This window comes from Thioclava sp. F1Mire-8 (genome assembly GCF_002213165.1).
Lineage (GTDB): Bacteria > Pseudomonadota > Alphaproteobacteria > Rhodobacterales > Rhodobacteraceae > Thioclava > Thioclava nitratireducens.
In genome coordinates this window covers 238,110-261,847 of sequence record NZ_NBNY01000004.1, presented here as the reverse complement: position 1 = coordinate 261,847, position 23,738 = coordinate 238,110, and the positions used below count along the sequence as shown (strand labels likewise).

The following is a 23,738-nucleotide window of genomic DNA, read 5'->3' as shown; positions in this document are numbered from 1 at the left end:
CTGACACTATACCTAAGGCCTCTTCGCATGACCAGACGCAAATCGGACATTGCCGTCGCGGGAACGAAATCCTAGTTAAGGGGTATGGGTGACAAAGTGGTGAATCTGATAAAACTGTGCGTCGGCGCCGAGAAGGTCGAAGACCTGATCGCGTGGCAGGCCAGCCGTTATGGCAAAGGGCCGGCGATGCATGTCACGCGCATGTGGCCGAAACGCGCGGACGAAATCCTCAACGGCGGGTCGCTGTACTGGGTCTTCAAGGGCGCGGTGCTGGCGCGCCAGCGCATTCTGGAACTGTCCGAAGTGATGGGCGCGGACGGGATCGCGCGCTGCGCCATCGTGCTCGACCGCGAGGTGATCCGGACAGAGGCCCTGTCGCGTCGCCCCTTCCAGGGCTGGCGTTATCTCAGCCCCGAGGATGCACCCCGCGATCTGCCCAAAGGCCGTGCCCGCGAAGAGGCTCTGCCCCGCGAGCTTGCAGTGGCGCTCTCGGAAATCGGCCTGCGCTAAGAGCCGAGCCAGCGTTCCGCCTCCGCCTGCACGGTAAAGATGCGGAACGCGCCGCCCTCGCCCTGCAAATCCGCCTCGGAGCGCATATCCTCCGGCATGACCAGCGCGCAGCGCCCGGCCTGACCGTCTTCGCAGCTTTGGCGCAGCCCGCCGATCAGTTCGGCCATGTAGCCATCGAAGCGCGGCGCGACGACGACCATCATCCGGTCCGCCGTGCCTACGAGGCGCATCGCCTCGGTCACGTCATGCTTGAGAACGGTGCCCGACGCGCGGAGTGCCGCGACGCCTTCGGGTCCATCTTCCATCTTCTCGATCATCGCGAAAATCCTTCACTCGAACCTAGGCGGGTGGAGCGTCCCGGCCTGCAAGATGAACGGAAGGATAACCGACGCGGTTCCGCCCGCAGGCGGGACCGCCGAACACGTTTGGATCAGCCGCGCAGCGACTGGACCCGGGCGACAAGCTGCCGGGTCGAGCCGTCCTTGCCCTCTCCCGCATCCTCGCCTTTGAGCACCGGCGCAAGCGCAAGCGCCAGTTCCTTGCCCAACTCCACGCCCCATTGGTCGAAGCTGTTGATGCCGAGGATCACGCCCTCGACGAAGACGCGATGCTCGTAAAGCGCGACGATCCCGCCGAAGACCTCGGGGGTCAGTTTCGGATAGAGCAGCGTCGTCGATGGCCGCGAGCCCGGGAAGACGCGGTGCCGCGCCTGACGGTCCAGCTCATCGCCCTCGAAGCCTTTCTTGCGCATGATCTCGGTCGCCTCGGCCAGCGAGCGGCCCCGCATCAGCGCCTCGGATTGGGCAAGGCAGTTGGCCACGAGCAACATGTGCTGATGCGCCAGATCGGGCTCATGCCCCTCGGCCGCGACCATGAATTCGCAGGGAATGACCCGCGTACCCTGGTGGATCAGCTGGTAGAATGCGTGCTGGCCGTTGGTGCCCGGCTCGCCCCAGACGACGGGGCCCGAATTGTAAGGCAGGTCCTTGCCATCCATGCTCACGCGCTTGCCGTTGCTCTCCATCTCCAGTTGCTGAAGATAGGCTGGCAGCCGCGCAAGCCTTTGATCATAAGGCAGAACCGCACGGGTAGCGTAGTCGCAGAACTGATTGTGCCAGATACCCACCAGCGCCAGCAGAACCGGCAGGTTGTCCTTGTAATCGGCGGCGCGGAAATGGGCATCCATCTTAGCCGCACCTTTGAGGAAATCTGCGAAATCCTCCGGCCCGATCGCAATCATCAGCGACAGCCCGATCGGCCCCCACATCGAATAGCGCCCGCCAACCCAATCGGCGAACCCGAAGACGCGTGCCTCGTCGATGCCGAAGGCGGCGGTCTTGTCGGCAGCGGTCGAGAGCGCTGCGAATTGCTGCGCCGGGTCCGCGACCTTCTCGGCCATCCAGCGCTTCGCCGTCTCGGCGTTGGTCATCGTCTCGATCGTGGTGAAGGTCTTGGAGGCGACGATCACCAGCGTCGTTTCCGGGCTCAGGCCGGCCAGCGTGTCATGGATATGCGCCCCGTCCACATTGGACACGAAATGGCAGCGGGGACCGTCGTGATAAGGCGCAAGCGCCAGCGTCGCCATCGCCGGGCCAAGGTCCGAGCCGCCGATGCCGATATTGACCACATCGGTGATCTTGCCGCCCTCCCCCTTGAACTTGCCCTCGCGAACGTCGCGGGCGAACGCTTCCATACGGGCATAGGTTGCGCGGACCTCGGGCATGACGTTCTCGCCATCGACGAACACGTCCGTGTCGAGGTTGCGCAGCGCGGTATGCAGCACCGCGCGGCCTTCCGTGTCGTTGATTTTCTCACCGGTGAACATCGCTTCCGCGCGGGCCGCGACGCCCTTCTCCTCGGCCAGCTTCACCAGCAGGTCGAGCGTTTCCGAGTCGATGTTGGTCTTGGAGAAATCGAACAGGAATGGCCCGGTTTCGCGGCTGAAACCGGACGCGCGATTGTCCTTTTCGAACAATTCCGCGATTTCGCGGGACTGCACGGATTGCGCCTTGTCGAGGAGGTCTTGCCAGATGGTCATCGGTGAAAGTGCTCCCTTATTCAGCCCAGTGCACGGTCGCGTCCTTGAGAACGGCGCGCACCGGCGCCTGTTCCACGGGGAGCTTTTCCGCCGCTTCGATCGCCGCGCGCTTCTCCGGCCCGGTGATCAGGATATGCGTGTGCATCGCATCGCGCAGCACCGGGGCCGAGAGCGTGATACGCGGCTCGCCCGCAGCTTCGGCGCGCATCGGCAACAGGATCGGCGCCTCGTTCGACAACGCCTCTTTCAGGCGGTCGGCACCGGGGAACAGGCTCGCCGTATGCATATCCGCGCCCATACCCAGAAGCAGGACGGAGATCGGCAGATGCGGTTCGATCCCGGCGGCCAGTTCCGTCATTTTGTCCTCGGGCCGCTCCGCTTCCGCATAGAGTGGCACCAGCGTCGCCGCCGCCGCCCGGCCCGTCAGGAGCCGCGCGCGGATCAGGCGCGTATTCGACCGCTCCGAGGTTTCGGGCACCCAACGCTCGTCATTGAGCAGCACCGCGACCTTGGACCAGTCCAGATCGATATCCGAGAGAATGTCGAATATCGGTCCGGGCGTGGAGCCGCCCGGCACCGACAAGGTCGCGCGGCCCTCGTTGTTGATTGCCGCGCGAAGCTGGCTCGCGATGCGGTCCGCAAGCCCCATCATAAGCATCTCGCGATCGGGGTAACTTTCGAAATTCATTCGCGAATCTCCCGCCAGCGGCGGCCGTCCCGATGCATCAGCATCAACGCGTCATCGGGGCCCGACGAACCGCTGTCATAGCCTTGAGGTTTGTCGCCGCGCGACTCCCAGCCTTCGATGATCGGATCGGTCCAAGCCCAAGCCGCTTCAACCTCGTCGCCGCGCATGAACAGCGTCTGGTTGCCGCGGATGACGTCCATGATCAGCCGCTCGTAGGCGTCGGTGATGTCGGCCTCTTCGCCCAGAGCTTCCGCGAAGGACATATCGAGCGGCACCTGCACGAGGCGCATGCCGCCCGGCCCCGGCTCTTTGATCATCATCTTCAGGTTCATACCCTCGTTGGGCTGGAGCCGGATCACGAGCACGTTCTCGCGCCACTCGCCCTCGGCCTCGTCGAAGATCTGGTGCGGCGGCTGCTTGAAGGTGATCGCGATCTCGGACGTGCGGGCCCGCAGCCGCTTACCGGTGCGCAGGTAGAAGGGCGTGTTGACCCAGCGCCAGTTCGCGACATGGCATTTCATCGCGATATAGCTCTCGGTCGTCGACTCCGGGTCCTCGGCATCTTCCAGATAGCCGGGCGCGTCCTTGCTCGCCACGTATTGGCCGCGCACGATATCGGCAGGTGCGACAGGCTGCAGAGCCCGGATCACCTTGAGTTTTTCGTCGCGCACCGCATCGGGGTCGAAGTGGTAAGGCGGCTCCATCGCGATCAGGCACAGAAGCTGCATCAGGTGGTTCTGCACCATGTCGCGCATCGCGCCCGACTTGTCATAATACGATCCGCGACCGCCTACGCCGACCGTTTCGGCGACCGTTATCTGCACATGATCGACAAACTGACTGTTCCAGAGCGGCTCGAACAGGATGTTGGCGAAGCGTACCGCCATCAGGTTTTGCACGGTTTCTTTGCCGAGATAATGGTCGATCCGGTAGATCTGTGTCTCGTCGAAATACTCCGCGAGCACCGCGTTGAGCGCCTTGGCAGAGGCGAGGTCGCGCCCGAAGGGCTTTTCCACGACGATCCGGGCATCCGGCCCAGCGATCCCGCGCTTGTGCAGCCGCTCCGCGAGGTCGCCGAACAGCGAGGGCGCCACCGAGAAGTAGAACGCGTTGACCGTGTCGCCGCGGACTTTCGATTTCAGATCATCCCAGCCGCCATCGCCTTTCGCGTCGATCGCGACATAGTCGAGCATCGGCAGGAACCCGTCCAGCGCGCCTTCGTCGTCGCATTTGCTGCCCCCGAATTCGGCGATCGCCGCGCGGACCTGATCGCGGAATTCATCAGGGGTCATCTCCGAGCGCGCGGCACCGATGATGGTGGAGCCTTCGGGAATCTGTCCCGCGCAATAGCGCCGAAACAGGCCGGGGAGAATTTTGCGATTGGCGAGGTCGCCAGTGGCGCCGAAAATCACCAGGTCGAAACGTTCGACGGGAATGACGCGCGAAACCATGGGCTGCTCCGTGTTTGGGGTCCGTTAGCGCTAACGACCCCCTTGTACTCACCTTAGCGGAACAAGTCTAGCATGGCAGCGGCGCGAGACAACGTAAGGGCGCGGATTAAGCGCTCTCACGCGAGAGAAATGCCTCAAGCGCCTGAATATCCGGCAGGATTTCTTCGGCCAAACCATCCGTGAACGCCGCGAAATCCGCGCGCGTTTCTGGCGGAACGGACAGAAGCACCGGAAAATCGGAGGCCATCGCCTGCGCTATCAGGTCGCGACAGCCGCGCCCCGCGGCTTCCTGTTTGCCGAACTTGTTGAGGATCACGATGGTGCCCGGTTGCGCCATCTCGAGCGCATGGCCGACCTGTGCGACGACCTCTTCGAGCGCACCCGCGTCGAGCGAACACGCCCCCGCGCCCTGCCCCAGATCCTGCGAAATCGTGCGGGTTTCGCCCTCGGGGAGGATGCGCAGATGCATCTCGCACTCGAACCGCTGCGGCACCTCGGCGCGCACCATGCCAATCACGTCGCGCCCCTGCGACAGCAGCCTGTCGGCGAGCTGGGCAAGGAGCTTGTCGGCCGCGCCGCGCTCTTGGCATGTGATGAACCCGATCATTGCGCCTGTTTGGCGAGGCTTTCGCGGGCGGTCAAGGGGCCACGCCCTGAGACGGAGCGCAAGATCACGCCGCCAACGCCTTGCCGAAGCGCGGCAGACGCGCCCGTTTCATCAGCGCCCGGATCGGCTGCGGCTCGCCCGACAAACGCTCTGCCTCGGCGCGTACGGATTCGGTGATGGCGCGCATCTGCTCGGGGTGCTCGGACAGAAGCTGCCAGAGGAACCCGTCCGGATCGCGCCGCTCCAGCCCCTCGCCCGCCAGTGTCCCGCGCGGGAAGTCCTGCGCGTTGAAGGTCAGGATCGCATCGGCGCTGCCCGCGATCGCCACGGCCAGAACGTGCAGATCGTTTTCGTCGGGCAGGACCAGCCGGTCCTCGATCCCCGGCTGCGCCGCCACCTCGGCCTTCGGGAAGGTGGCGCGCAACAGCGCGATCTCGCCCCGCGCGATCGCTTCGTCGGCGGGCGCGCGGCGCGCGGCGGCCCGCGCCCATTCCTCGAGAATCCGCGCCGACCAGAGCGGACGATAGAGCCCCGCCTTCGCCGCCCCGATCAATATCTCGCGCAGCACCGTCGGGTAGAGCACGCAGGCATCGAGCACGACCCGCATCAGTCGAGCCGGAAGAACAGTGATTTCAGGTAACCTGATTCCGCCAGTTGCGGCAGCATCGGGTGGTCCGGCCCGGCATAACCGGTGTGGATCAGCTGCGCGGACCGCCCCGCCTTGCCGATGCCACGCGTGCAAGCTGCGCGGAATTGCGACAGATCGGCGGCATGCGAGCAGGAGCACAGCACCAGATAGCCGCCCGGTTCGACCAGCGGCGCGGCCATCCGGGCGATCCGCTCATAGGCACGCAGCCCCGCTTGCAGCGCGGGCTTGGCGGGGGCGAAGGCGGGCGGATCGCAGATCACCAGATCGAACCGCTCATCTTCTTGACCCAAAGCGTCGAGCGTATCGAAGGCGTCCCCCTGACGCGTCGCGAACCGGGCGCTGGCGCCCATCGTCTCGGCGCTCTTGCTTGCCAGCTCGAGCGCCGACGCAGACGCATCGACCGACAAAGCGGATTGCGCGCCACCGGCCAGCGCGGCCAAAGCGAAGCCGCCCACGTGAGAGAAGACATCCAGCACCCGCGCGCCCTCGGCCAGCCGCGACGCAAATGCGTGGTTCGGGCGCTGGTCGTAGAAAAGCCCAGTCTTCTGCCCGCCCATCAGATCGGCGAGGTAAATTGCACCATTCATCGGCACCTCGACCGGGGCGTCGATCCCGCCACGGAGCGTGACCGTCTCCTCGTCGAGACCTTCGAGATTGCGGGCCCGGCCCGCGCCGTTCTTGATGATCGTGGTGACGCCCGTGACCTCGGCCAGCGCGGCCTCGAGATCGGCGATCATCACCTCCGACCATGCCGCGTTCGGCTGGATCACCGCCGCGTCACCGAACCGGTCGATGATGACACCGGGCAGCCCGTCCGCCTCGGCATGGACCAAGCGATAGAAAGGCGCATCGAACAGGCGCACGCGCATCTCGAGCGCCCGGGCCAGCTTCACAGTGAGCCAGTTGCGATCGATCACCGCCTCGGCGTCGCGGCTCATCACCCGCGCGATGATTTTGGAGTTCGGATTGACCGTAACCGTCGCGAGCGGACGGCGCTCGCCATCCTCCAGCGTCGCGATCGTGCCGGGCGCGATCGCCTTGGTGCGGCGGTCGGTCACCAGCTCGTCCGCATAAACCCAGGGAAAGCCGTGGCGGATCGCGCGGGCCTCGGCTTTCGGGCGCAGCCGGACGGTCGGACGGGTGGCGGGGTCTTCGGACTGGCTCATCGGGGGCTCCTTGCGCGCGCTGTCTCAGGCGCGGCCTTCCTAGCGCCAAGCGACCCGGCGCGAAAGCCCTCGCGCTTGCCGCATCCCCGCTCTGCCCCAGATAATCGACAAAGGGAACGGGTTGCGGCGTTAGCGCTAACATGGTAGCGAGGACGCAACCGCGATCCGCGCCCGCTGCGCGAGCGGCCCTTACGGGCTGCATGTTCCGCATCAGATGCATAGCAAGGAAAGGCCCCGCCGATGACCCTCGATGCCACAATCGCCCGTGTGACCGACCGAATCCGCGCCCGCTCCGAAGGCCCGCGCGGCGACTATCTCGCCCGGATGCAGGCCGCCGCCGATGCAGGGCCCGCCCGGGCGCATCTCAGCTGCGGCAACCAGGCCCATGCCTATGCCGCGATGGGAGAGGACAAGGACAAGCTCGCCGGCGAACGCGCCCCCAACGTGGGCATCGTGACCGCCTATAACGACATGCTCTCGGCCCACCAGCCCTTCGAAACCTTCCCGCAGACGATCAAGGCTGCGCTGCGCGAGGTGGGGGCGACGGCACAGGTCGCGGGCGGGGTGCCCGCGATGTGCGACGGCGTCACACAGGGCCAGCCGGGGATGGACCTGTCGCTCTTCTCGCGCGACGTGATCGCGATGGCCGCGGCAGTGGCGCTCAGCCACAACACCTTCGACGCGGCGCTCTACCTCGGCGTCTGCGACAAGATCGTGCCCGGGCTCATCATGGCCGCCGCGACCTTCGGGCATATCCCGGCGATCTTCATCCCCGCGGGGCCGATGACGACCGGCCTGCCCAATGACGAGAAGGCCAAGGTGCGCCAGCAATTCGCCGCCGGCGAAGTCGGCCGCGACGCGCTGATGGCCGCAGAGATGGCTTCCTATCATGGTCCAGGCACCTGCACTTTCTACGGCACCGCGAATACCAACCAGATGCTGATGGAGTTCATGGGTCTTCACCTGCCCGGCGCCTCATTCGTGAACCCGAACACACCGCTGCGCGAGGCGCTGACGGTGGCAGGCGCGAAGCGCGCCGCCGAGATCACCGCGCTCGGCAATGACTACCGCCCGGCCTCGGAAGTGCTCGACGAGAAGGCCTTCGTGAACGGCATGGTGGGGCTGATGGCCACCGGTGGCTCGACCAACCATGTGCTGCACCTGCCGGCGATGGCGCGCGCCGCCGGGATCGTGCTCGATCTGGAAGATTTCGACGAGATTTCCTCGGTCGTGCCGCTGATGGCGAAAGTCTACCCCAACGGCCTCGCCGACGTGAACCACTTCCACGCCGCGGGCGGTCTGCAATTCATGATCCGTCATCTGCTCGACGCGGGGCTGCTGCACGAGGACGCCAAGACCGTCGCGGGCGACGGGCTGACCCGCTACACGCAGGAGCCGAAGATCACCGAGGACGGTCTGGTCTGGGAAGAGGCCGATCCCGAGAGCCAGAACGAAAAGATTCTGCGCAAACCCGCCGATCCGTTCCAGAAGACCGGTGGCCTGAAGCAGCTCGAAGGCAATCTCGGCCGCGGCGTGATCAAGGTTTCCGCCGTCGCGCCGGAGCGCCATGTGATCGAGGCGCCGGTCCGCGTGTTCAAGGAACAGCACGAGGTGAAGGACGCCTTCAAGGCGGGCGAATTCACCTCGGACACGATCGTCGTGGTGCGCTTCCAGGGACCTAAGGCGAACGGGATGCCGGAGTTGCACTCTCTCACCCCGACCCTCGCAGTGCTGCAGGATCGCGGGCTGAAAGTGGCACTGGTCACCGATGGCCGGATGTCGGGCGCATCGGGCAAGGTTCCCGCAGCAATCCATGTCTCCCCCGAGGCCGCCGATGGCGGGCCGCTTGCGAAGCTGCAGGACGGCGATATGGTGCGGCTCGACGCGACGACGGGCGAGTTGACCTGCCTGAGCGAAGGCTTCGAGAGTCGCGCGCCGGTCGAGCCCGACCTCAGCGGCAACCAGTTCGGCCTCGGCCGCGAGTTGTTCGGCGCCTTCCGCACCCATGTCGGCCCGTCCACCAAAGGCGCCTCCGTGGTGCTGTGAGTTTTCTTGCCTCCGGCGGGGATATTTCCACCAAGGCGAAAACAGGGTTCTGCTTTCGGCTTGGCAAGAAATATCCCCCGCGGAGCGTCCTTCCCTCTCCGCCCGCATGGGCGACCCAGACTGGAGTGATCCGATGACCCCGAGTGAACAATCCGCATCCGCCCGCAAGATCTGCGAACTGGCCCCGATCGTGCCGGTGATCGTGGTGAAGGACGTGTCTCATGCCGCGCCGCTGGCCAAAGCGCTCGTCGCGGGCGGCCTGCCCGCGCTGGAGGTGACGCTGCGCACGCCCTGCGCGCTCGACGCGATCCGCGCCATGGCCGATGTCGAAGGCGGCGTGGTCGGCGCGGGGACGCTCCTGACCCCCGCCGATGTGAAAGCCGCGAAAGCCGCGGGCGCGAAATTCGGCGTGTCGCCCGGCGCGACCGAAACGCTGGTGAAGGCCTGCGAGGACGAAGGTCTGCCGCTTCTGCCCGGTGCCGCCACTGCATCCGAAGTGATGAAGCTTCTCGAGATGGGTTACGACGTGCTGAAGTTTTTCCCGGCGGAAGCTTCGGGCGGCGCGCCTGCGCTGAAGGCGATCGGGGCCCCGATCCCGCAGGTCAGCTTCTGCCCGACGGGCGGCGTCAGCATGAAAAACGCCAATGATTACCTGAGCCTGCCCAACGTTCTTTGCGCGGGCGGCTCGTGGGTTGCGCCCGATGCGATGGTGCAATCGGGCGACTGGGCCGGGATCGAAGCACTCGCGCGCGAGGCGGCGGCGCTGCCGCGCTAATCACCCTGCTAGGGACGACGCGCCCGCCAGCCGCCGCGCCGCATCGGCGGGGCGCTTTCGCGGGTCAGACCTTCTTCGAGCACCCGGGTCATCGGGTGCTCGGGCGGCGCCTGATACGCCGCGAGCACGGTGCGCATCGCTTCGCTCGCATCCATCCCCGGCCCGAGGCTCAACGCCCAGTCCATGAAGATCGAGCGGCACTCTTCCATAGTGATCCCGTCGATCTTGAAGCTCTCGCGGATCAGCCCTTTCGGGTCCGCCTCGCTCAATTCCATAAGTTTGCGCGCCATTCAGCCCTCCAGAGCCCTGTCCACGATGGCGGCTGTCTCGGTCGTGACCTCGTTCAGACGCGCCGTCAGAGCATCGAGATCATCCAGCCCCGTCTCGCGCAACAGGAAAGCGCGGCCGCCTTCTCCGATCGCCGCCATATCCAAGGGCTTCTCGCTCAGCAAGCGCCCGCCTGCCTGCAACCGCCACAGCAGACGATAGGCCGAGGCAAGCGCCTCACCCTCTTCGCGGGTCACGAACCCGCCGCGGGGGCCTGCGCGCAGTTGCGCCTCGACCTTGCGCGCCGGGACGCCCGCGCGGAGCGCAAAACTCTGGGCGAGCAGTTCGATATCCTGCAGCCGTCCGGGGCCGACCTTCGCCTCCCAATCGCCATCGGAGGCTTTGGCCGCGAAGATCCGCGCCCGCATCTGCGCCAGATCGCGCAGCACCTCGGCGCCGCCGCCTTTCGCCTGTAGAACCTTCAGCCGGATCGCCTCCACCCGATCGGCCAGATCGGCGCTGCCGGCGACCGGGCGCGCCCGGGTGAGCGCCAGATGCTCCCAGGTCCAGGCCTCCTCCATTTGGTAGCTCTCGAAGCTTTGTACCGAGGTCGCGACAGGCCCCTGCTTGCCCGAGGGGCGCAGCCGCATATCCACCTCATAGAGCGTCCCTTCCGGCATCGGCGCGCTGAGCGCGGTGATCAGCGCCTGCGTGAGCTTCGCATAGTAAGCCCTTGAGGCAAGTGGCTTCTTGCCATCCGAGAACTCCTCCCCATCGGCGTCATAGATCACAATCAGATCGAGATCGGATTGCGCATTCAGCCGCTCGGCCCCGAGGCTACCCATGCCCAGAACCACCGCCCCCTTGCCCGGGCATGACCCGTAGCGGCGCGCGAATTCGCCCTGCACGACCGGCCAGAGCGCGCCCAGCACCGCGCCGGCCACATCGGCATATTGGCCCGCGGCTTCTGACGCATCGACGAGACCGCGCAGATGATGCACGCCCACGCGGAATTTCCATTCCTTCGCCCAGCGCCGCGCCGCAATCAACGCGGCCTCGTAATCGTCGGCGCGCTCCATCAGCCGGGCGAGATCGGCTTCCAGCGCAGATTTTCCCGGCCAGGGCGCGAAGAACGAGCCGCCGAGAACCGCGTCCAGCACCCCGGCATTGCGCGACAGGTAGCTCGCGAGCCCCGGCGCAGTGGCGCAGATGTCGACGATGAGATCGACCAGTTGCGGATTGGCTTCGAACAGAGAGAACAGCTGCACGCCCGCGGGCAGCCCCTTGAGGAAGCCGTCGAACTGGGTGAGTGCTTCCTCCATGTTTGCTGCGCGCCGCATCCGGTCGAGCAGTTCCGGCTCCAGCCGCTTGAAGATCGCGCGCCCCCGCTCGGATCGCAGCGCCGGATAGCCCGTCCAGCCCTCGACGATCTCACGCGCGGCGTCGCTCAGTTCGGGGCGCTCGGCGGCGGCATCGGGGGCGAAGAAATCATTCGTCAGGCTTTCGACCCGCTCCAGCCGGTCGCGCAGCCGATCGCGCCAGCGAGCCACATCGCCCTCGCCCATCATAGCGGCGATCCGGGCGAGCCCTTCTTCATTGCCGGGCAGAATCTGGGTCTGGGCGTCGCCCACCATCTGCAGACGGTGCTCGATCTCGCGATGCTCGCGGTAATGACCGATCAGTTCCTCCGCGACATCCTCGGCCACCCAAGTCTTCGCGGCGAGCGCACGCAGCCCGCCCACCGTGGTCCGGTCGCGCAGCGTCTCGTCGCGCCCGCCTGCGATCAGTTGCCGGGTCTGGGTGAAGAACTCGATCTCGCGGATGCCGCCCTGACCGAGCTTGATATTGTGGCCCGCCACCTCGATCGGACCGTGCAGACCCTTATGCTCGCGGATGCGCAGGCGCATGTCGTGGGCGTCCTGAATCGCCGCGAAATCGAGATGCTTACGCCAGACGAAGGGCCGCAGTCGTTCAAGGAACTGCTCCCCCGCCGCGAGATCCCCCGCGCAGGGACGTGCCTTGATATAGGCCGCGCGCTCCCATGTTCGGCCTTCGGCCTCGTAATAGAGCTCCGCCGATCCCATCGAGATGCAGACCGGCGTGACGGCGGCATCGGGGCGCAGGCGCAGGTCGGTGCGAAAGACGTAACCCTCGGACGTGCGATCGTTTAGCATCGCCGCCATCTTGCGCGTCGCCCGGATCAGTGCGCTGCGCGCCTCCATTGCGTCATCGGGGTCGTACCGGCTTTCATCGAAAAGGCAGATCAGGTCGATATCGGAGGAGTAGTTCAGCTCCCCTGCCCCCATCTTACCCATGGCGAGCGCGACCATCCCGGCGGCGCTCTCGACATCATCGTCGCTCGCACCGGGTATCTTGCCGCGGCGGATTTCCTCGGCCACCAGCCGCTTCATCGCGAGATCGACTGCGATATCGGCAAGCCGCGTCAAGGCGCCGGTCACTTCCTCGAGACACCAAACGCCACCGAGATCGGCCAGTCCCGCGAGCAGCGCGACCCGCCGCTTCGCCCGGCGCAGTTCGCTCGGTAGATCGGCGAGGCTGACGGGCGTGATCCGCGCGAATTCATCGGCCAGCGCAGCTTCCGGATTGACTGAAATCGCAGACCGCAGCCACTCGGCCTCTTTCTCCATCAGGCCTTTGAGATATGGGCTGCAACCCGCCGTGCCCCCTAACAATTCGCGCAACTCCGGCGCGAGATCGGAAAACAGCTCTTCGGCCTCGGCGGCGCGGTCGGGCTCGAAAGGCAGGGGCGAACGGGTGAGACGCGAGGCAAACGGCATGGCGCCATGCTTACCCTGCGGGGCCAGCCGGTCAATGGGGATTGCTGTCACGCGCCATCTGGCCATAACTACACCCCGCCCCGGGGCGCATCCGCGCCCTGACCGCAGACCGTCCGGAGCCTCGCCATGAGCAAATCCCTGAAACGCGTTCGTGCCGCCCTCGAAGCCGCAGGCGCGCCTTTCGAGATCACCGAACCGGGCGAGGCCCGAACTGCCGAGATGGCGGCGCAGGCGGTGGGCTGCGAGGTCGATCAGATCGCGAAATCCATCATCTTTCGCGGAGAAGACAGCGGCCATGTCGTGCTCTTCATCACCGCAGGCGGCAACCGGGTGAGCGCCGAGAAGGCGAGCGCTGTCGCGGGCCAGCCCTTGGGCAAGGCAGACGCGGGGCTGATCCGCGCGGAGACCGGCTTCGCGATCGGCGGCGTCGCGCCGCTGGGTCATGTCGGGCCGGTAACGGCTTTCCTCGACCCCCGGCTGTTCGATTTCGATACCGTCTGGGCCGCAGCGGGCACGCCTCGGCACGTTTTTGCCATCGCCCCGGCCGACCTGGAACGGATCAGCGGCGCGAAACGGGCCGATTTCACCGAATAAAACAAAGCAATTTCGGTGCCTTGCGGCAAAAATGTAAAAATCATTTACATCCCCCCTTGCAAGACACGGTCCGACTTCCGATCTTGGAGATGTGAAAGGAATTCACATACTCAACCCGGAGGTTCCAATGTCCGCCTATTCCACCAACTCCATGCCCGTCGCGGTTGGTAACTGGTTTACCCGCGCCGTTAACTGGATGGATGGGAACGGCCCCGGCGCCTGGATCGCGCTGATGGTGGCCGGCTTCATCTTCGCAGGCCCCCTCGGCCTCGTCATTCTCGCCTTCATCCTGTTCACCGGCCGCTTCGGGCGTCGCTGGCGCACGGGTCAGGCGGTGCAGAAACGCGGCTTCGGCTGCTACGGCGCCGGTGGCGTCCATGTTTCGCGCTCGACCGGCAACGCCGCGTTCGACGCCTACAAGGCCGACACGCTCGAGCGACTGCAGCGCGAACAGCAGGAATTCGAAGAGTTCCTCGGCCGTCTGCGCGAAGCCCGCGACAAGGCAGAGTTCGACCAGTACATGGAAGAGCGCGCCAAGGAAGCGGCCCAGTCGGAGAACACCTCCGAAGAGGCGAAAGCCTAACCATATAGACAGTTCGCGACGCGAATTCAGCGCCCCGGTTGACCTGACCGGGGCGCTTTCTATGTCGTCACCATGAAACACTTGGCGGGTGAGCGCTCCTTTGCTAGCCTGCCGCCACCCCTCCCCAACGAGGCTTTTGATGCGCCATTCGCTTCCGCTTGCACCGCAGTTCTATGTAACCGCGCCGCAGCCCTGCCCCTATCTGGACGGCAGGTCGGAACGAAAACTGTTCACCGCCTTGCAGGGCGAGTCCGCCGAGAAGCTCAACAACGCGCTGTCGCGCCAAGGCTTTCGCCGGTCACAGAACGTGCTCTATCGGCCGTCCTGCGCCGATTGCACCGCGTGCCTGTCGGCCCGCATACGGGTCGCCGATTTCAAACTGTCGAAATCGCAGCGCCGGGTGATGAAGAAGAACGGCGACCTGCGGCGCACCGCGACGTCTCCCTGGGCGACAGAAGAGCAATTCGCCCTGTTCCGCCGCTATCTCGATGCGCGCCACGCCGATGGCGGCATGGCCGACATGGATATCTTCGAATTCGCCGCGATGATCGAGGAGACGCCCGTGAAATCGCGGGTCATCGAATATCGCGAGACCGCGGCCACTCCCGACAGCATGCGCGCGCTGATCGCGACCTGCCTGACCGATGTGCTCGATGACGGGCTGTCGATGGTCTATTCCTTCTACGAGCCTGAACGCATCCGCGATTCCCTCGGGACATACCTCATTCTCGACCATGTCGAGATCGCGAAGCGCGTGGGCCTTCCTTACGTATATCTGGGCTATTGGGTACCCGGCTCGCCGAAGATGAACTACAAGGCGAACTTCTCCGCGCTCGAGATCTACAAGGGCGGCAAATGGACCGATATCGGTGATCCCGCCAAGCACGAGACCGAGACGCATCCGCTCTCGGTGCCGCCGATCGCAGAACAGGTCGCGCGAATCCAGCTCCCCGACACACGCAACAGTTGAGCCACCACCACGCGCCGCCGACGCTCTCGCAGACGACTGCTCAACCGTTCGGCACTCGCCGTATGTCAAATGATTTTTTTAAAACTTTTCCACGACTTCCGTTGATTACGCGCGCGTGAACTCTGGACACTCCCGGCCTGTGGTGAAACGGTCCCGGCAGACCCGCCACGGAGGATACGAGGTGGGTGGCGAGGCGCGTCCTCGCGCAACGGAGCAATAATGGGAGGATCCTAAATGGACCGTCGTTCCTTTCTGACGAAAGCCGCGCTGGGTGGTGCGGCTGCGAGCACGCTGGCAGCCCCCGCGATCGCACAAAGCAACCCGCAGATCACCTGGCGTCTCGCCTCGTCCTTCCCGAAGTCGCTCGACACGATCTATGGCGGCTCGGAAGTCCTGTCGAAGATGGTCGAGGAAGCCTCGGACGGCAACTTCAAGATCCAGGTCTTCGCCGCAGGCGAGATCGTCCCCGGTCTTCAGGTCGCAGATGCTGTGATGAACGGCACGGTCGAAGCCTGCCATACCGTGGGTTACTACTTCTGGGGCAAGGATCCGACCTGGGCGCTCGGCGCGGCAGTGCCGTTCTCGCTCAACGCGCGCGGCATGAACGCGTGGCACTACCACGGCGGCGGTATCGAGCTCTATAACGAGTTCCTCGGCAAGCAGGGCCTCTACGGTCTGCCGGGCGGCAACACCGGCGCACAGATGGGCGGCTGGTTCCGCAAGGAAATCTCGACGGTCGATGATCTCAAGGGCCTCAAGATGCGCGTTGGTGGCTTCGCGGGCAAGGTGATGGAAAAGCTCGGCCTCGTGCCGCAGCAGATCGCCGGCGGTGACATCTACCCGGCGCTCGAAAAAGGCACGATCGATGCGACCGAATGGGTCGGCCCCTACGATGACGAGAAGCTCGGCTTCTATAAAGTCGCGCCCTACTACTACTACCCCGGCTGGTGGGAAGGTGGCCCGACGGTCCACTTCATGTTCTCGAAAGAAAAGATGGAAGGCCTGCCGAAGCAGTATCAGCAACTTCTCCACACCGCCGCTCAGGCCGCCGATGCGGACATGCTGCAGAAATACGACATGAAGAACCCGAAGGCGCTCAAGACCCTGGTCGCCAACGGCACCCAGCTGCGCGCCTTCTCGCCGGAGATCATGCAGGCCTGCTTCAAGGCGGCCAACGAGGTCTATTCGGAGATGGAAGCGAACAACCCCGAATTCGCGAAGATCTGGGGTTCGATCAAGGACTTCCGCAAGGACTGGTTCACCTGGGAGCAGCTGGCCGAGTTCAACTACGATTACTTCATGATGAGCGAAGCCAACAAGGGCGAGCTGTAAGCCGCCCAAACTGGTCAAGCCAGAGAACCGAAGCCCCGGCGCGCTGCGCGCTGGGGCTTTTTCTATGCCTGCACGAGACCAGGCGCCGGGCGGAGATTCTGCGCGTGCAATGCTACATTGCAGCATGGTTTCGGAACTGTGACCACACACGACATAAAATTGCGTGATGCCCGGTTTACACCCGGAACCGGTCAAGTAAAGTGACCGCAATGCCCACACCGGAGGGAACGCCATCAATGGAGCGGTGTGGTCAGAAAAATTGACAGACATCCACGACTTGGGAGGAAACCATATGGATCGTCGTTCTTTCCTGCGCAAAGGTGCGCTTGGCGGGGCAGCCGCAGCTGCCAGTAGCGCACTCGCCGCACCTGCTATCGCGCAAGAAACCCCTACCGTGACGTGGCGCATGACCTCGTCTTTCCCCAAATCGCTCGACACGATCTACGGCGCCGCCGAGACGATGGCGAATTACGTCAAGGGAATGACGGACGGGAAATTCAACATTCAGGTCTTCGCGGCGGGCGAAATCGTGCCCGGCCTGCAGGCCATGGATTCGGTGTCGAACGGCACCGTCGAGGCTTGCCACACCGCGTCCTACTACTACTGGGGTAAGGATCCGACCTTCGCCTTCGCAACCGCAGTGCCGTTCGGCCTGAACATGCGCATGCAGAACGCCTGGTTCTACTATGGCGGCGGCAACGACCTGATGAACGAGTTCTACGCGAACTACGGCATCACCGCATTCCCCTGTGGCAACACCGGCGCCCAGATGGGCGGCTGGTTCCGCAAGGAGATCAACACGCCCGAAGACCTCAAGGGCATCAAGATGCGGATCGGCGGCTTCGGCGGCAAGGTCGTGGAGAAGCTCGGCGTCGTGCCGCAGCAGATCGCCGGCGGCGACATCTACCCGTCGCTCGAGAAAGGCACGATCGACGCCACCGAATGGGTCGGCCCCTATGACGACGAGAAGCTCGGCTTCTACAAGGTCGCACCCTATTACTACTATCCCGGCTGGTGGGAAGGCGGCGCCTGTCTGCACGCCATGTTCAACAAGAACGCTTACGAGCAACTGCCCGAGGCCTACAAGGTCGCACTGCAGGCAGCGACGCAGGCGGCGAACTCGGATATGATGGCGTCCTATGACTACAAGAACCCGACCGCGCTGAAGAAGCTCCTCGGCCAAGGGGCACAGCTGCGTCCGTTCAGCCAGGATATCCTCGAAGCCTGCTTCAACGCGGCGAACGAGGTCTACGACGAGATCAACAGCTCGAACGAGGCGTTCAAGAAGATCTACGACAGCCAGTTCAGCTTCCGCAACGACGCCTATGGCTGGTGGCAGCTGTCGGAGTTCAACTTCGACTACTTCATGATGCGCCAGCAGGCGGCGGGCAATCTGAAGATCTGAACCACGCCCAGCGTGAAACGAGAAGGCCCCGGGGTTCGCGCCCCGGGGCCTTTTTCGATCCGGGTGCGGCCCGACCTCACTTCGTGGTCGCGGCCCCTGCCGTCGCGCCTGCGACGGCCCCCACGGGTCCGGCCACGACAAGCCCGCCGACGCCGCCAGTGGCTGCGCGTTCGGTGGTGGTATCTCCACAGGCCGCGAGCGAAACCAGCAGGCCGCCCGCCATCACAATCGTCGCAATTCGCATCTTCTCGTCCTTTCGATAGCAGCCGCAACGCGCGACCTTCTCAAGGACAAGACGCCGAGACGCCTTTCGCGGTTCCCAAGCTCCGTGAAAGGCTGCTCGTCAGTTCCTGTGCGTCACCACACCTAGCCCGGCCCCGACGACCGCTCCGACAGGGCCCGCCACGACGAGACCGGCCACGCCGCCCGTCGCCGCCCGCTGCTCCTTGGTCTCACCACAGCCCGCCAGCGCAAGCAACGAAACCCCGAAAATCACCAGAAGAGGATACCGCATCCCTCGCCCTCCACTCTCTCTCTATAAAAAAGGGGCGGCCCCTGAAGGCCGCCCCGATCTTTCATTTTACGGTCGATCAGTTGCTGCCCGGTGTGGGAAGCGGGGGCAGCCCGCCCGGAGCCGCGCTTCCCGAGCTTGACCCGCCAGAGGTCGACCCACCGAGCGGCGCCAGAGACGGCAGTCCACCGAGGCCGCCCCCATCGCCCATGCCCGGCATCTGGGGCAGCTTGATCTCGACGTCCTTCAGATCAACCTGCGGCCCCTTGTAGTGCATCACCATGGCCGGGAAGGCGATCACGATGGCGATCATCGCAACCTGGATGAACACGAAGGGAATTGCGCCCCAGTAGATCTGCGAGGTCTTCACCGGCTCCATCTTCTTGCCGGTAACCTTGTCGATATAGGGTACCTTGGCCGCGACCGAGCGCAGGTAGAACAGCGCGAAGCCGAAGGGCGGGTGCATGAACGAGGTCTGCATGTTCACGCCCAGGATCACGCCGAACCAGATCAGATCGATCCCCAGCGCCTGCGCGGCAGGCGCCAGAAGCGGCACGATGATGAAGGCCAGCTCGAAGAAATCGAGGAAGAAGGCGAGGAAGAACACAAGGAACGACACCACGATCAGGAAGCCCAACTGGCCACCCGGAAGCGAGGTCAGCAGATGCTCGACCCAGACCTGCCCGTTCACCCCGTAGAAGGTGAGCGAGAAGACCCGCGCGCCCAGCAGGATGAACAGCACGAAGGCCGACAGGCGCGTCGTCGCCGCCAGCGCGTCACGCACGACGGGGAAGGTCAGACGCTTCTTGACCGCCGACAGCACCAGCGCGCCGACCGCGCCCATGGCGCCGCCTTCGGTGGGGGTCGCAACACCCAGGAAGATCGTGCCCAGCACCAGGAAGATCAGCGCCAGCGGCGGGATCAGCACGATGACCACCTGCTGGGCCAGACGGCTCATCAGGTTGATCTTCAGCGCCTTGTCGAGCAAGGCCACGATATAGACCACGATCACGGCGGCACCGGCAGCCAGGATCTCGGAGTTGTTGACGCTCGACCCGCTCGCCTCGAAATACTTCTCGGCGAAGATGAAGACCGCGACCGCACCTGCCAGCGCGACAAGGAGCGACATCACACCCGAGCCGAGCGTACGCGCCTCTTTCGGCAGGGCCGGCATCGACTTCGGCTTGATGATCGACATCACGAGCACGTAGCCGAGGTAGATGCCGGTCAGCACCATACCGGGGATCAGCGCTCCCTTGTACATGTCACCCACCGAAACACCCAGCTGGTCAGCCAGAACGATCAGCACCAGCGAAGGCGGAATGATCTGCGCCAGTGTCCCAGACGCCGCAATGACACCTGTGGCCACCTTCCGATCATAGCCGTAGCGCAACATGATCGGCAGCGAGATCAGACCCATAGCGATCACCGACGCCGCGACCACGCCCGTGGTCGCCGCCAGAAGCGCGCCCACGATGATCACCGCATAGGCGAGACCGCCGCGCACCGGACCGAACAACTGACCGATCGTGTCGAGGAGATCCTCGGCCATGCCCGATTTCTCGAGCACGATGCCCATGAATGTGAAGAATGGAATGGCAAGTAGGGTCTCGTTCGACAAGACCCCGTAGAACCGTTGCGGCATCGCATTCAACAACGGCCAGTCAAGATTGATCGTCCCGCCGGAATAGCCCGACAGTTCAACGCCGATGACGAAGAACAAAAGACCGTTGGCCGCGAGCGCGAAGGCCGCAGGATAGCCGATCAGCAGGAAGACGATCAGCGAGATGAACATGATCGGGGCCATGTTCTGAGCAATAAGCTCGAGCATTACAGACCCTCCTCTTCGGCGATGGGATCATGGCCGTGATGGCCCGCGCTGTCGGCATGGGGATCCGCGATCAACCCACGCATCACGCCGATCTTCTTGATGATCTCGGACACGCCCTGGAAGAACAGCTGCCAGAAGCCGATCAGCAGCAGGAGCTTGGCCGGCCACAGGATCAGACCGCCCGAATTCGTCGACATCTCGCCCGAGCGGATCGAGATCATCACGAAGGGAGTCAGCTTGAACAGCATCAGCACGACGAACGGCATCAGGAAGAAGATATGCCCGAGCAGATCAATCCAGTGCTGCACTTTCCGCGAGAACGCACCATAGATGATGTCGATGCGGATATGCTCGTTTTGCTTGAGCGTGTAAGCGGCAGCGCCCAGAAACGCCGCGCCGAAAAGATACCATTGCAATTCCAGCCAAGCGTTCGACGACATGTCGAAGGCTTTGCGTACAATGGCGTTGGTCGCACTCACGAGGACCGACACCAGAATAAGCCACGACACCGCCTTGCCGATGGTCTCGTTTATCCGGTCGATCGCGCGTGAAAGGGCCAGCAAAGCGCCCATCTCACTTCCTCCCTAATTTTGTCCCGAAAGCCTGCCCGAGGCTTTGCCCGTGATTGGCCGAGTGGAGGCGAAAGGTCAAGCAATTAAGGCCCTATCTGGTCTGTTCACTTGACCAGATCGACCTAAAAACATCGCTCCCCAGCGCCGACCTGGCGACTGACGAAGCGTCAACGGGATCACTTTGATGCGACTGACCTAGCGGCACCCGCGTCGCACGCCGCTCATGATTTCTCAAAGTTGCGACTCGCAGGTCGCGATGCGCAACAATCGGGAAGAAATTTCCTCCCTTCGCGACATTTTATTCAGCGTTTGGGCATTGACGCCTCCTGCACCCGCTCATAATGTCCGCGCAAAGCAGTCCGAAAGGGATCCGCAATGGATGCGATTCTTCTTGTCGTCGTAGGAGCCAAGCGCATGGGCCGGTAACGGTTAGACCATGAAGGTTCCCATGCGCCCCCGCCTCAAAGCCGGGGGCTTTTTATTGGACGATTGGACGCTTGAGAGGTAGCGGCGGGCGGCGTGGCCCTCGCGCAAGGATGGAGTGAGCATATGGCACGGCAGATGACCGGCGCGAAGATGGTGGTTCAGGCGCTGAAGGATCACGGAGTCGAGGTAATTTTCGGCTATCCGGGCGGCGCGGTCCTTCCGATCTATGACGAGATTTTCCAGCAAAACGACATCCGTCACATTCTCGTCCGCCACGAGCAGGCCGCGATCCACATGGCCGAAGGCTATGCGCGTTCGACCGGCAAGCCGGGCGTGGCGCTGGTGACCTCGGGCCCGGGCGCGACCAATGCGGTGACGGGTCTGACCGACGCGCTGATGGACTCGATCCCGCTGATCGTGCTGTCGGGGCAGGTGCCGACCTTCCTCGTGGGCACCGACGGTTTCCAGGAGGCCGACACGGTGGGCATCACCCGCCCCTGCACCAAGCACAACTGGCTGGTGAAGGACCCTGCGAAACTTTCGGAAACGATCCATCAGGCCTTCCACGTGGCGACCTCGGGCCGCCCCGGCCCGGTGCTGATCGACATGCCCAAGGACGTGCAATTCGCAGTGGCCACTTACTGCGAGCCGAAAGCCGCGAAGGTCGACCATTACCAGCCGCAGGTGAAAGGCGATCTGGACGCGATCACCAAGCTGGTCGAGCTGATCGAAACCGCCGAGAAGCCGGTCTTCTATACCGGCGGCGGCGTGATCAATTCGGGCCCTGCCGCGAGCCAGCTGATGCGCGAACTTGTCGACGCGACCGGCTTCCCGATCACCTCGACGCTGATGGGTCTGGGCGCCTACCCTGCCTCGGGCAAGAACTGGCTCGGCATGCTCGGGATGCACGGCCTCTATGAAGCCAACCTCGCGATGCATGGCTGCGATCTGATGATCAACCTCGGCGCGCGCTTCGACGACCGGATCACCGGCCGCGTGGCGGACTTCTCGCCGAAATCGACCAAGGTGCATGTCGATATCGACGCCTCCTCGATCAACAAGATCATCGCCGTCGACCTGCCGATCCTCGGCGATATCGGCCATGTGCTCGAAGACGTGCTCAAGGTCTGGAAATCGCGCGGGCGCAAGGTGAACAAGCCCGCGATCGAGAAATGGTGGAAGAAGATCGACGAGTGGAAGAAGGTGAACTGCCTCGCCTACACCAACTCGGAAAAGACGATCAAACCGCAATATGCGCTGCAGCGTCTCGAAGAGCTGACCAAGGGCATGGATCGCTACATCACCACCGAGGTGGGTCAGCACCAGATGTGGGCCGCGCAGTTCCTCGGCTTCGAGGATCCGAACCGCTGGATGACCTCCGGGGGCTTGGGCACGATGGGCTACGGCTTCCCGGCGTCGATCGGCGTGCAGATCGCCCATCCCGAGAGCCTCGTGATCAACGTGGCGGGCGAGGCGAGCTGGCTGATGAACATGCAGGAGATGGGTACCGCGACCCAGTTCCGCGTGCCGGTGAAGCAATTCATCCTCAATAACGAGCGTCTGGGCATGGTCCGCCAGTGGCAGGAGTTGCTGCATGGCGAGCGCTACTCGCACAGCTGGTCCGAAAGCCTGCCCGATTTCGTGAAACTCGCCGAGAGCTTCGGCTGGAAGGGGATGCAGGTCTCCGACCCCGCCGATCTCGACGATGCGATCATGGAGATGATCAAGCATGACGGCCCGGTGCTGTTCGACTGCCTCGTGGAGAAGCACGAGAACTGCTTCCCGATGATCCCGTCCGGCAAGCCGCATAACGAGATGCTGCTGGCGGCCGATGCCGATGTCTTCAAGGAAGGCGCGGCGCTGGTGTGAGCGACGCCGGGGGCTCTGCCCCCGGACCCCCGGGATATTTGGACCAAGCCGAAGATCGGGTCCGAACTAGGAAAAGGAGAGAGGCAATGGCCGCTCTGAAAATCAAGAAAGGCTCCTCGAGCCATTCCGCTTACGACCTGCGCGACAGCCACGATCAGATTGAGCGCAGCCATACGCTCGCCGTGATCGTGGATAACGAGGCCGGGGTTCTGGCCCGTGTGATCGGGCTGTTCTCGGGCCGGGGCTACAACATCGACAGCCTGACCGTGGCCGAGGTGGACCATAAGGGCCATCGCAGCCGGATCACCGTCGTCACCCGCGGCACCGAGAACGTGATCGATCAGATCAAGGCGCAGCTGGGCCGCATCGTGCCGGTCCACGAGGTGAAGGACCTGACCGTCGAGGGCTATCCGGTCGAGCGCGAACTGGCGCTGATCAAGGTCGCAGGCACCGGCGACAAGCGTATCGAAGCGCTGCGTCTGGCCGAGATCTTTCGCGCCAATGTGGTCGACTCGACGCTGGAGAGCTTTGTCTTCGAGATCACCGGCACGCCCGAGAAGATCGACGCTTTCGCCGATCTGATGCGCCCGCTGGGTCTGGCCGAAGTGGCCCGCACCGGGGTCGCGGCGCTGTCGCGCGGGGCCTGAGCC

23 protein-coding genes are annotated in these 23,738 nt (G+C 64.2%); 10 read left to right on the top strand and 13 right to left on the bottom strand.

Going from position 1 to position 23,738, the window contains the following annotated elements:
- Positions 1-84 precede the first annotated feature (84 nt).
- Positions 85-510 carry a DUF1489 domain-containing protein gene (locus B6V75_RS14890; RefSeq protein WP_075775615.1) on the top strand — a complete coding sequence of 142 codons (426 nt, stop codon included), beginning with the start codon at positions 85-87 and terminating at the stop codon, positions 508-510.
- Here B6V75_RS14890 and B6V75_RS14885 read toward each other — a convergent pair.
- The 7 genes from B6V75_RS14885 to B6V75_RS14855 form a co-directional block, all read right to left on the bottom strand.
- Positions 507-827 carry a hypothetical protein gene (locus tag B6V75_RS14885; protein ID WP_088720202.1) on the bottom strand — a complete coding sequence of 107 codons (321 nt, stop codon included), beginning with the start codon at positions 825-827 and terminating at the stop codon, positions 507-509. The genes B6V75_RS14890 and B6V75_RS14885 overlap by 4 nt on opposite strands.
- A gap of 113 nt (positions 828-940) precedes the next feature.
- Complete coding sequence (gene pgi / locus B6V75_RS14880; RefSeq protein ID WP_088720201.1) at positions 941-2,548, bottom strand: glucose-6-phosphate isomerase; 1,608 nt, start codon at positions 2,546-2,548, stop codon at positions 941-943.
- A 16-nt stretch (positions 2,549-2,564) separates the two neighbouring features.
- On the bottom strand, positions 2,565-3,236 hold the full coding sequence (pgl, locus tag B6V75_RS14875; protein ID WP_088720200.1) for a 6-phosphogluconolactonase: 672 nt from the start codon (positions 3,234-3,236) through the stop codon (positions 2,565-2,567).
- Positions 3,233-4,687 carry a glucose-6-phosphate dehydrogenase gene (zwf, locus tag B6V75_RS14870; RefSeq protein ID WP_088720199.1) on the bottom strand — a complete coding sequence of 485 codons (1,455 nt, stop codon included), beginning with the start codon at positions 4,685-4,687 and terminating at the stop codon, positions 3,233-3,235. Before zwf ends, pgl begins: the two co-directional genes overlap by 4 nt.
- Before the next feature lie 106 nt (positions 4,688-4,793).
- Positions 4,794-5,294 (bottom strand): DUF2478 domain-containing protein, encoded by a 501-nt coding sequence (locus tag B6V75_RS14865; RefSeq protein WP_075775620.1) that lies wholly within the window; start codon positions 5,292-5,294, stop codon positions 4,794-4,796.
- A 64-nt stretch (positions 5,295-5,358) separates the two neighbouring features.
- Complete coding sequence (locus B6V75_RS14860; RefSeq protein WP_075775621.1) at positions 5,359-5,901, bottom strand: PIN domain-containing protein; 543 nt, start codon at positions 5,899-5,901, stop codon at positions 5,359-5,361.
- Entirely contained in the window at positions 5,901-7,109 is a 1,209-nt protein-coding gene (locus B6V75_RS14855; protein WP_088720198.1) for a class I SAM-dependent rRNA methyltransferase, read from the bottom strand. Before B6V75_RS14855 ends, B6V75_RS14860 begins: the two co-directional genes overlap by 1 nt.
- A 240-nt stretch (positions 7,110-7,349) precedes the next feature.
- On the opposite strand from B6V75_RS14855, the gene edd reads away from it, so the two are divergent.
- Both edd and eda read left to right on the top strand, forming a co-directional pair.
- Positions 7,350-9,155, top strand: a complete 1,806-nt coding sequence (gene edd, locus B6V75_RS14850) for a phosphogluconate dehydratase (protein WP_075775623.1) — start codon at positions 7,350-7,352, stop codon at positions 9,153-9,155.
- Positions 9,156-9,288: 133 nt separating this feature from the next.
- Complete coding sequence (gene eda / locus B6V75_RS14845) at positions 9,289-9,930, top strand: bifunctional 4-hydroxy-2-oxoglutarate aldolase/2-dehydro-3-deoxy-phosphogluconate aldolase (protein ID WP_088720197.1); 642 nt, start codon at positions 9,289-9,291, stop codon at positions 9,928-9,930.
- An 8-nt stretch (positions 9,931-9,938) separates the two neighbouring features.
- On the opposite strand, the gene B6V75_RS14840 is transcribed toward eda, so the two are convergent.
- Positions 9,939-10,205, bottom strand: a complete 267-nt coding sequence (locus B6V75_RS14840) for a hypothetical protein (RefSeq protein WP_075775741.1) — start codon at positions 10,203-10,205, stop codon at positions 9,939-9,941.
- 15 nt (positions 10,206-10,220) lie between these two features.
- Positions 10,221-12,995 (bottom strand): glutamine-synthetase adenylyltransferase, encoded by a 2,775-nt coding sequence (locus tag B6V75_RS14835; protein WP_088720196.1) that lies wholly within the window; start codon positions 12,993-12,995, stop codon positions 10,221-10,223.
- A 126-nt stretch (positions 12,996-13,121) separates the two neighbouring features.
- Between B6V75_RS14835 and B6V75_RS14830 the strand changes: the two genes are divergently transcribed.
- From B6V75_RS14830 to B6V75_RS14810, 5 genes are all read left to right on the top strand, one after another.
- Positions 13,122-13,589 carry a YbaK/EbsC family protein gene (locus tag B6V75_RS14830; RefSeq protein ID WP_075775626.1) on the top strand — a complete coding sequence of 156 codons (468 nt, stop codon included), beginning with the start codon at positions 13,122-13,124 and terminating at the stop codon, positions 13,587-13,589.
- A gap of 127 nt (positions 13,590-13,716) precedes the next feature.
- Positions 13,717-14,172: a DUF2852 domain-containing protein gene (locus tag B6V75_RS14825; RefSeq protein ID WP_075775627.1), complete on the top strand. Its 456-nt coding sequence runs from the start codon at positions 13,717-13,719 to the stop codon at positions 14,170-14,172.
- Between the two features lie 139 nt (positions 14,173-14,311).
- Positions 14,312-15,142 (top strand): arginyltransferase, encoded by an 831-nt coding sequence (locus tag B6V75_RS14820; protein ID WP_075775628.1) that lies wholly within the window; start codon positions 14,312-14,314, stop codon positions 15,140-15,142.
- Between the two features lie 234 nt (positions 15,143-15,376).
- Positions 15,377-16,474 (top strand): TRAP transporter substrate-binding protein, encoded by a 1,098-nt coding sequence (locus B6V75_RS14815; RefSeq protein WP_088720195.1) that lies wholly within the window; start codon positions 15,377-15,379, stop codon positions 16,472-16,474.
- Positions 16,475-16,766: 292 nt separating this feature from the next.
- The gene (locus B6V75_RS14810) at positions 16,767-17,879 is read left to right on the top strand and encodes a TRAP transporter substrate-binding protein (RefSeq protein ID WP_075775630.1); all 1,113 of its coding nucleotides are present in this window, start codon (positions 16,767-16,769) and stop codon (positions 17,877-17,879) included.
- Positions 17,880-17,955: 76 nt separating this feature from the next.
- Here B6V75_RS14810 and B6V75_RS18730 read toward each other — a convergent pair whose 3' ends face one another.
- The 4 genes from B6V75_RS18730 to B6V75_RS14795 form a co-directional block, all read right to left on the bottom strand.
- On the bottom strand, positions 17,956-18,123 hold the full coding sequence (locus B6V75_RS18730) for a hypothetical protein (RefSeq protein ID WP_157771598.1): 168 nt from the start codon (positions 18,121-18,123) through the stop codon (positions 17,956-17,958).
- 99 nt (positions 18,124-18,222) lie between these two features.
- Positions 18,223-18,393, bottom strand: coding sequence for a hypothetical protein (locus tag B6V75_RS18725; RefSeq protein WP_168174490.1), 171 nt, complete (start codon positions 18,391-18,393; stop codon positions 18,223-18,225).
- A gap of 76 nt (positions 18,394-18,469) precedes the next feature.
- Positions 18,470-20,221 carry a TRAP transporter large permease subunit gene (locus B6V75_RS14800; protein ID WP_075775631.1) on the bottom strand — a complete coding sequence of 584 codons (1,752 nt, stop codon included), beginning with the start codon at positions 20,219-20,221 and terminating at the stop codon, positions 18,470-18,472.
- Positions 20,221-20,793, bottom strand: a complete 573-nt coding sequence (locus B6V75_RS14795; RefSeq protein WP_075775632.1) for a TRAP transporter small permease subunit — start codon at positions 20,791-20,793, stop codon at positions 20,221-20,223. Before B6V75_RS14795 ends, B6V75_RS14800 begins: the two co-directional genes overlap by 1 nt.
- Before the next feature lie 549 nt (positions 20,794-21,342).
- Between B6V75_RS14795 and B6V75_RS14790 the strand changes: the two genes are divergently transcribed.
- Both B6V75_RS14790 and ilvN read left to right on the top strand, forming a co-directional pair.
- The gene (locus B6V75_RS14790) at positions 21,343-23,088 is read left to right on the top strand and encodes an acetolactate synthase 3 large subunit (RefSeq protein ID WP_088720194.1); all 1,746 of its coding nucleotides are present in this window, start codon (positions 21,343-21,345) and stop codon (positions 23,086-23,088) included.
- Between the two features lie 86 nt (positions 23,089-23,174).
- Positions 23,175-23,735 carry an acetolactate synthase small subunit gene (gene ilvN / locus B6V75_RS14785; protein ID WP_075775634.1) on the top strand — a complete coding sequence of 187 codons (561 nt, stop codon included), beginning with the start codon at positions 23,175-23,177 and terminating at the stop codon, positions 23,733-23,735.
- Positions 23,736-23,738: the final 3 nt, after the last annotated feature.

Bases quoted from the DNA above. Each gene is read 5' to 3' on its own strand.
- B6V75_RS14890 (WP_075775615.1), top strand. From the start codon at position 85: ATGGGTGACAAAGTGGTGAATCTGATAAAACTGTGCGTCGGCGCCGAG.
- B6V75_RS14885 (WP_088720202.1), bottom strand. From the start codon at position 827: ATGATCGAGAAGATGGAAGATGGACCCGAAGGCGTCGCGGCACTCCGC.
- pgi (WP_088720201.1), bottom strand. From the start codon at position 2,548: ATGACCATCTGGCAAGACCTCCTCGACAAGGCGCAATCCGTGCAGTCC.
- pgl (WP_088720200.1), bottom strand. From the start codon at position 3,236: ATGAATTTCGAAAGTTACCCCGATCGCGAGATGCTTATGATGGGGCTT.
- zwf (WP_088720199.1), bottom strand. From the start codon at position 4,687: ATGGTTTCGCGCGTCATTCCCGTCGAACGTTTCGACCTGGTGATTTTC.
- B6V75_RS14865 (WP_075775620.1), bottom strand. From the start codon at position 5,294: ATGATCGGGTTCATCACATGCCAAGAGCGCGGCGCGGCCGACAAGCTC.
- B6V75_RS14860 (WP_075775621.1), bottom strand. From the start codon at position 5,901: ATGCGGGTCGTGCTCGATGCCTGCGTGCTCTACCCGACGGTGCTGCGC.
- B6V75_RS14855 (WP_088720198.1), bottom strand. From the start codon at position 7,109: ATGAGCCAGTCCGAAGACCCCGCCACCCGTCCGACCGTCCGGCTGCGC.
- edd (WP_075775623.1), top strand. From the start codon at position 7,350: ATGACCCTCGATGCCACAATCGCCCGTGTGACCGACCGAATCCGCGCC.
- eda (WP_088720197.1), top strand. From the start codon at position 9,289: ATGACCCCGAGTGAACAATCCGCATCCGCCCGCAAGATCTGCGAACTG.
- B6V75_RS14840 (WP_075775741.1), bottom strand. From the start codon at position 10,205: ATGGAATTGAGCGAGGCGGACCCGAAAGGGCTGATCCGCGAGAGCTTC.
- B6V75_RS14835 (WP_088720196.1), bottom strand. From the start codon at position 12,995: ATGCCGTTTGCCTCGCGTCTCACCCGTTCGCCCCTGCCTTTCGAGCCC.
- B6V75_RS14830 (WP_075775626.1), top strand. From the start codon at position 13,122: ATGAGCAAATCCCTGAAACGCGTTCGTGCCGCCCTCGAAGCCGCAGGC.
- B6V75_RS14825 (WP_075775627.1), top strand. From the start codon at position 13,717: ATGTCCGCCTATTCCACCAACTCCATGCCCGTCGCGGTTGGTAACTGG.
- B6V75_RS14820 (WP_075775628.1), top strand. From the start codon at position 14,312: ATGCGCCATTCGCTTCCGCTTGCACCGCAGTTCTATGTAACCGCGCCG.
- B6V75_RS14815 (WP_088720195.1), top strand. From the start codon at position 15,377: ATGGACCGTCGTTCCTTTCTGACGAAAGCCGCGCTGGGTGGTGCGGCT.
- B6V75_RS14810 (WP_075775630.1), top strand. From the start codon at position 16,767: ATGGATCGTCGTTCTTTCCTGCGCAAAGGTGCGCTTGGCGGGGCAGCC.
- B6V75_RS18730 (WP_157771598.1), bottom strand. From the start codon at position 18,123: ATGCGAATTGCGACGATTGTGATGGCGGGCGGCCTGCTGGTTTCGCTC.
- B6V75_RS18725 (WP_168174490.1), bottom strand. From the start codon at position 18,393: ATGCGGTATCCTCTTCTGGTGATTTTCGGGGTTTCGTTGCTTGCGCTG.
- B6V75_RS14800 (WP_075775631.1), bottom strand. From the start codon at position 20,221: ATGCTCGAGCTTATTGCTCAGAACATGGCCCCGATCATGTTCATCTCG.
- B6V75_RS14795 (WP_075775632.1), bottom strand. From the start codon at position 20,793: ATGGGCGCTTTGCTGGCCCTTTCACGCGCGATCGACCGGATAAACGAG.
- B6V75_RS14790 (WP_088720194.1), top strand. From the start codon at position 21,343: ATGGCACGGCAGATGACCGGCGCGAAGATGGTGGTTCAGGCGCTGAAG.
- ilvN (WP_075775634.1), top strand. From the start codon at position 23,175: ATGGCCGCTCTGAAAATCAAGAAAGGCTCCTCGAGCCATTCCGCTTAC.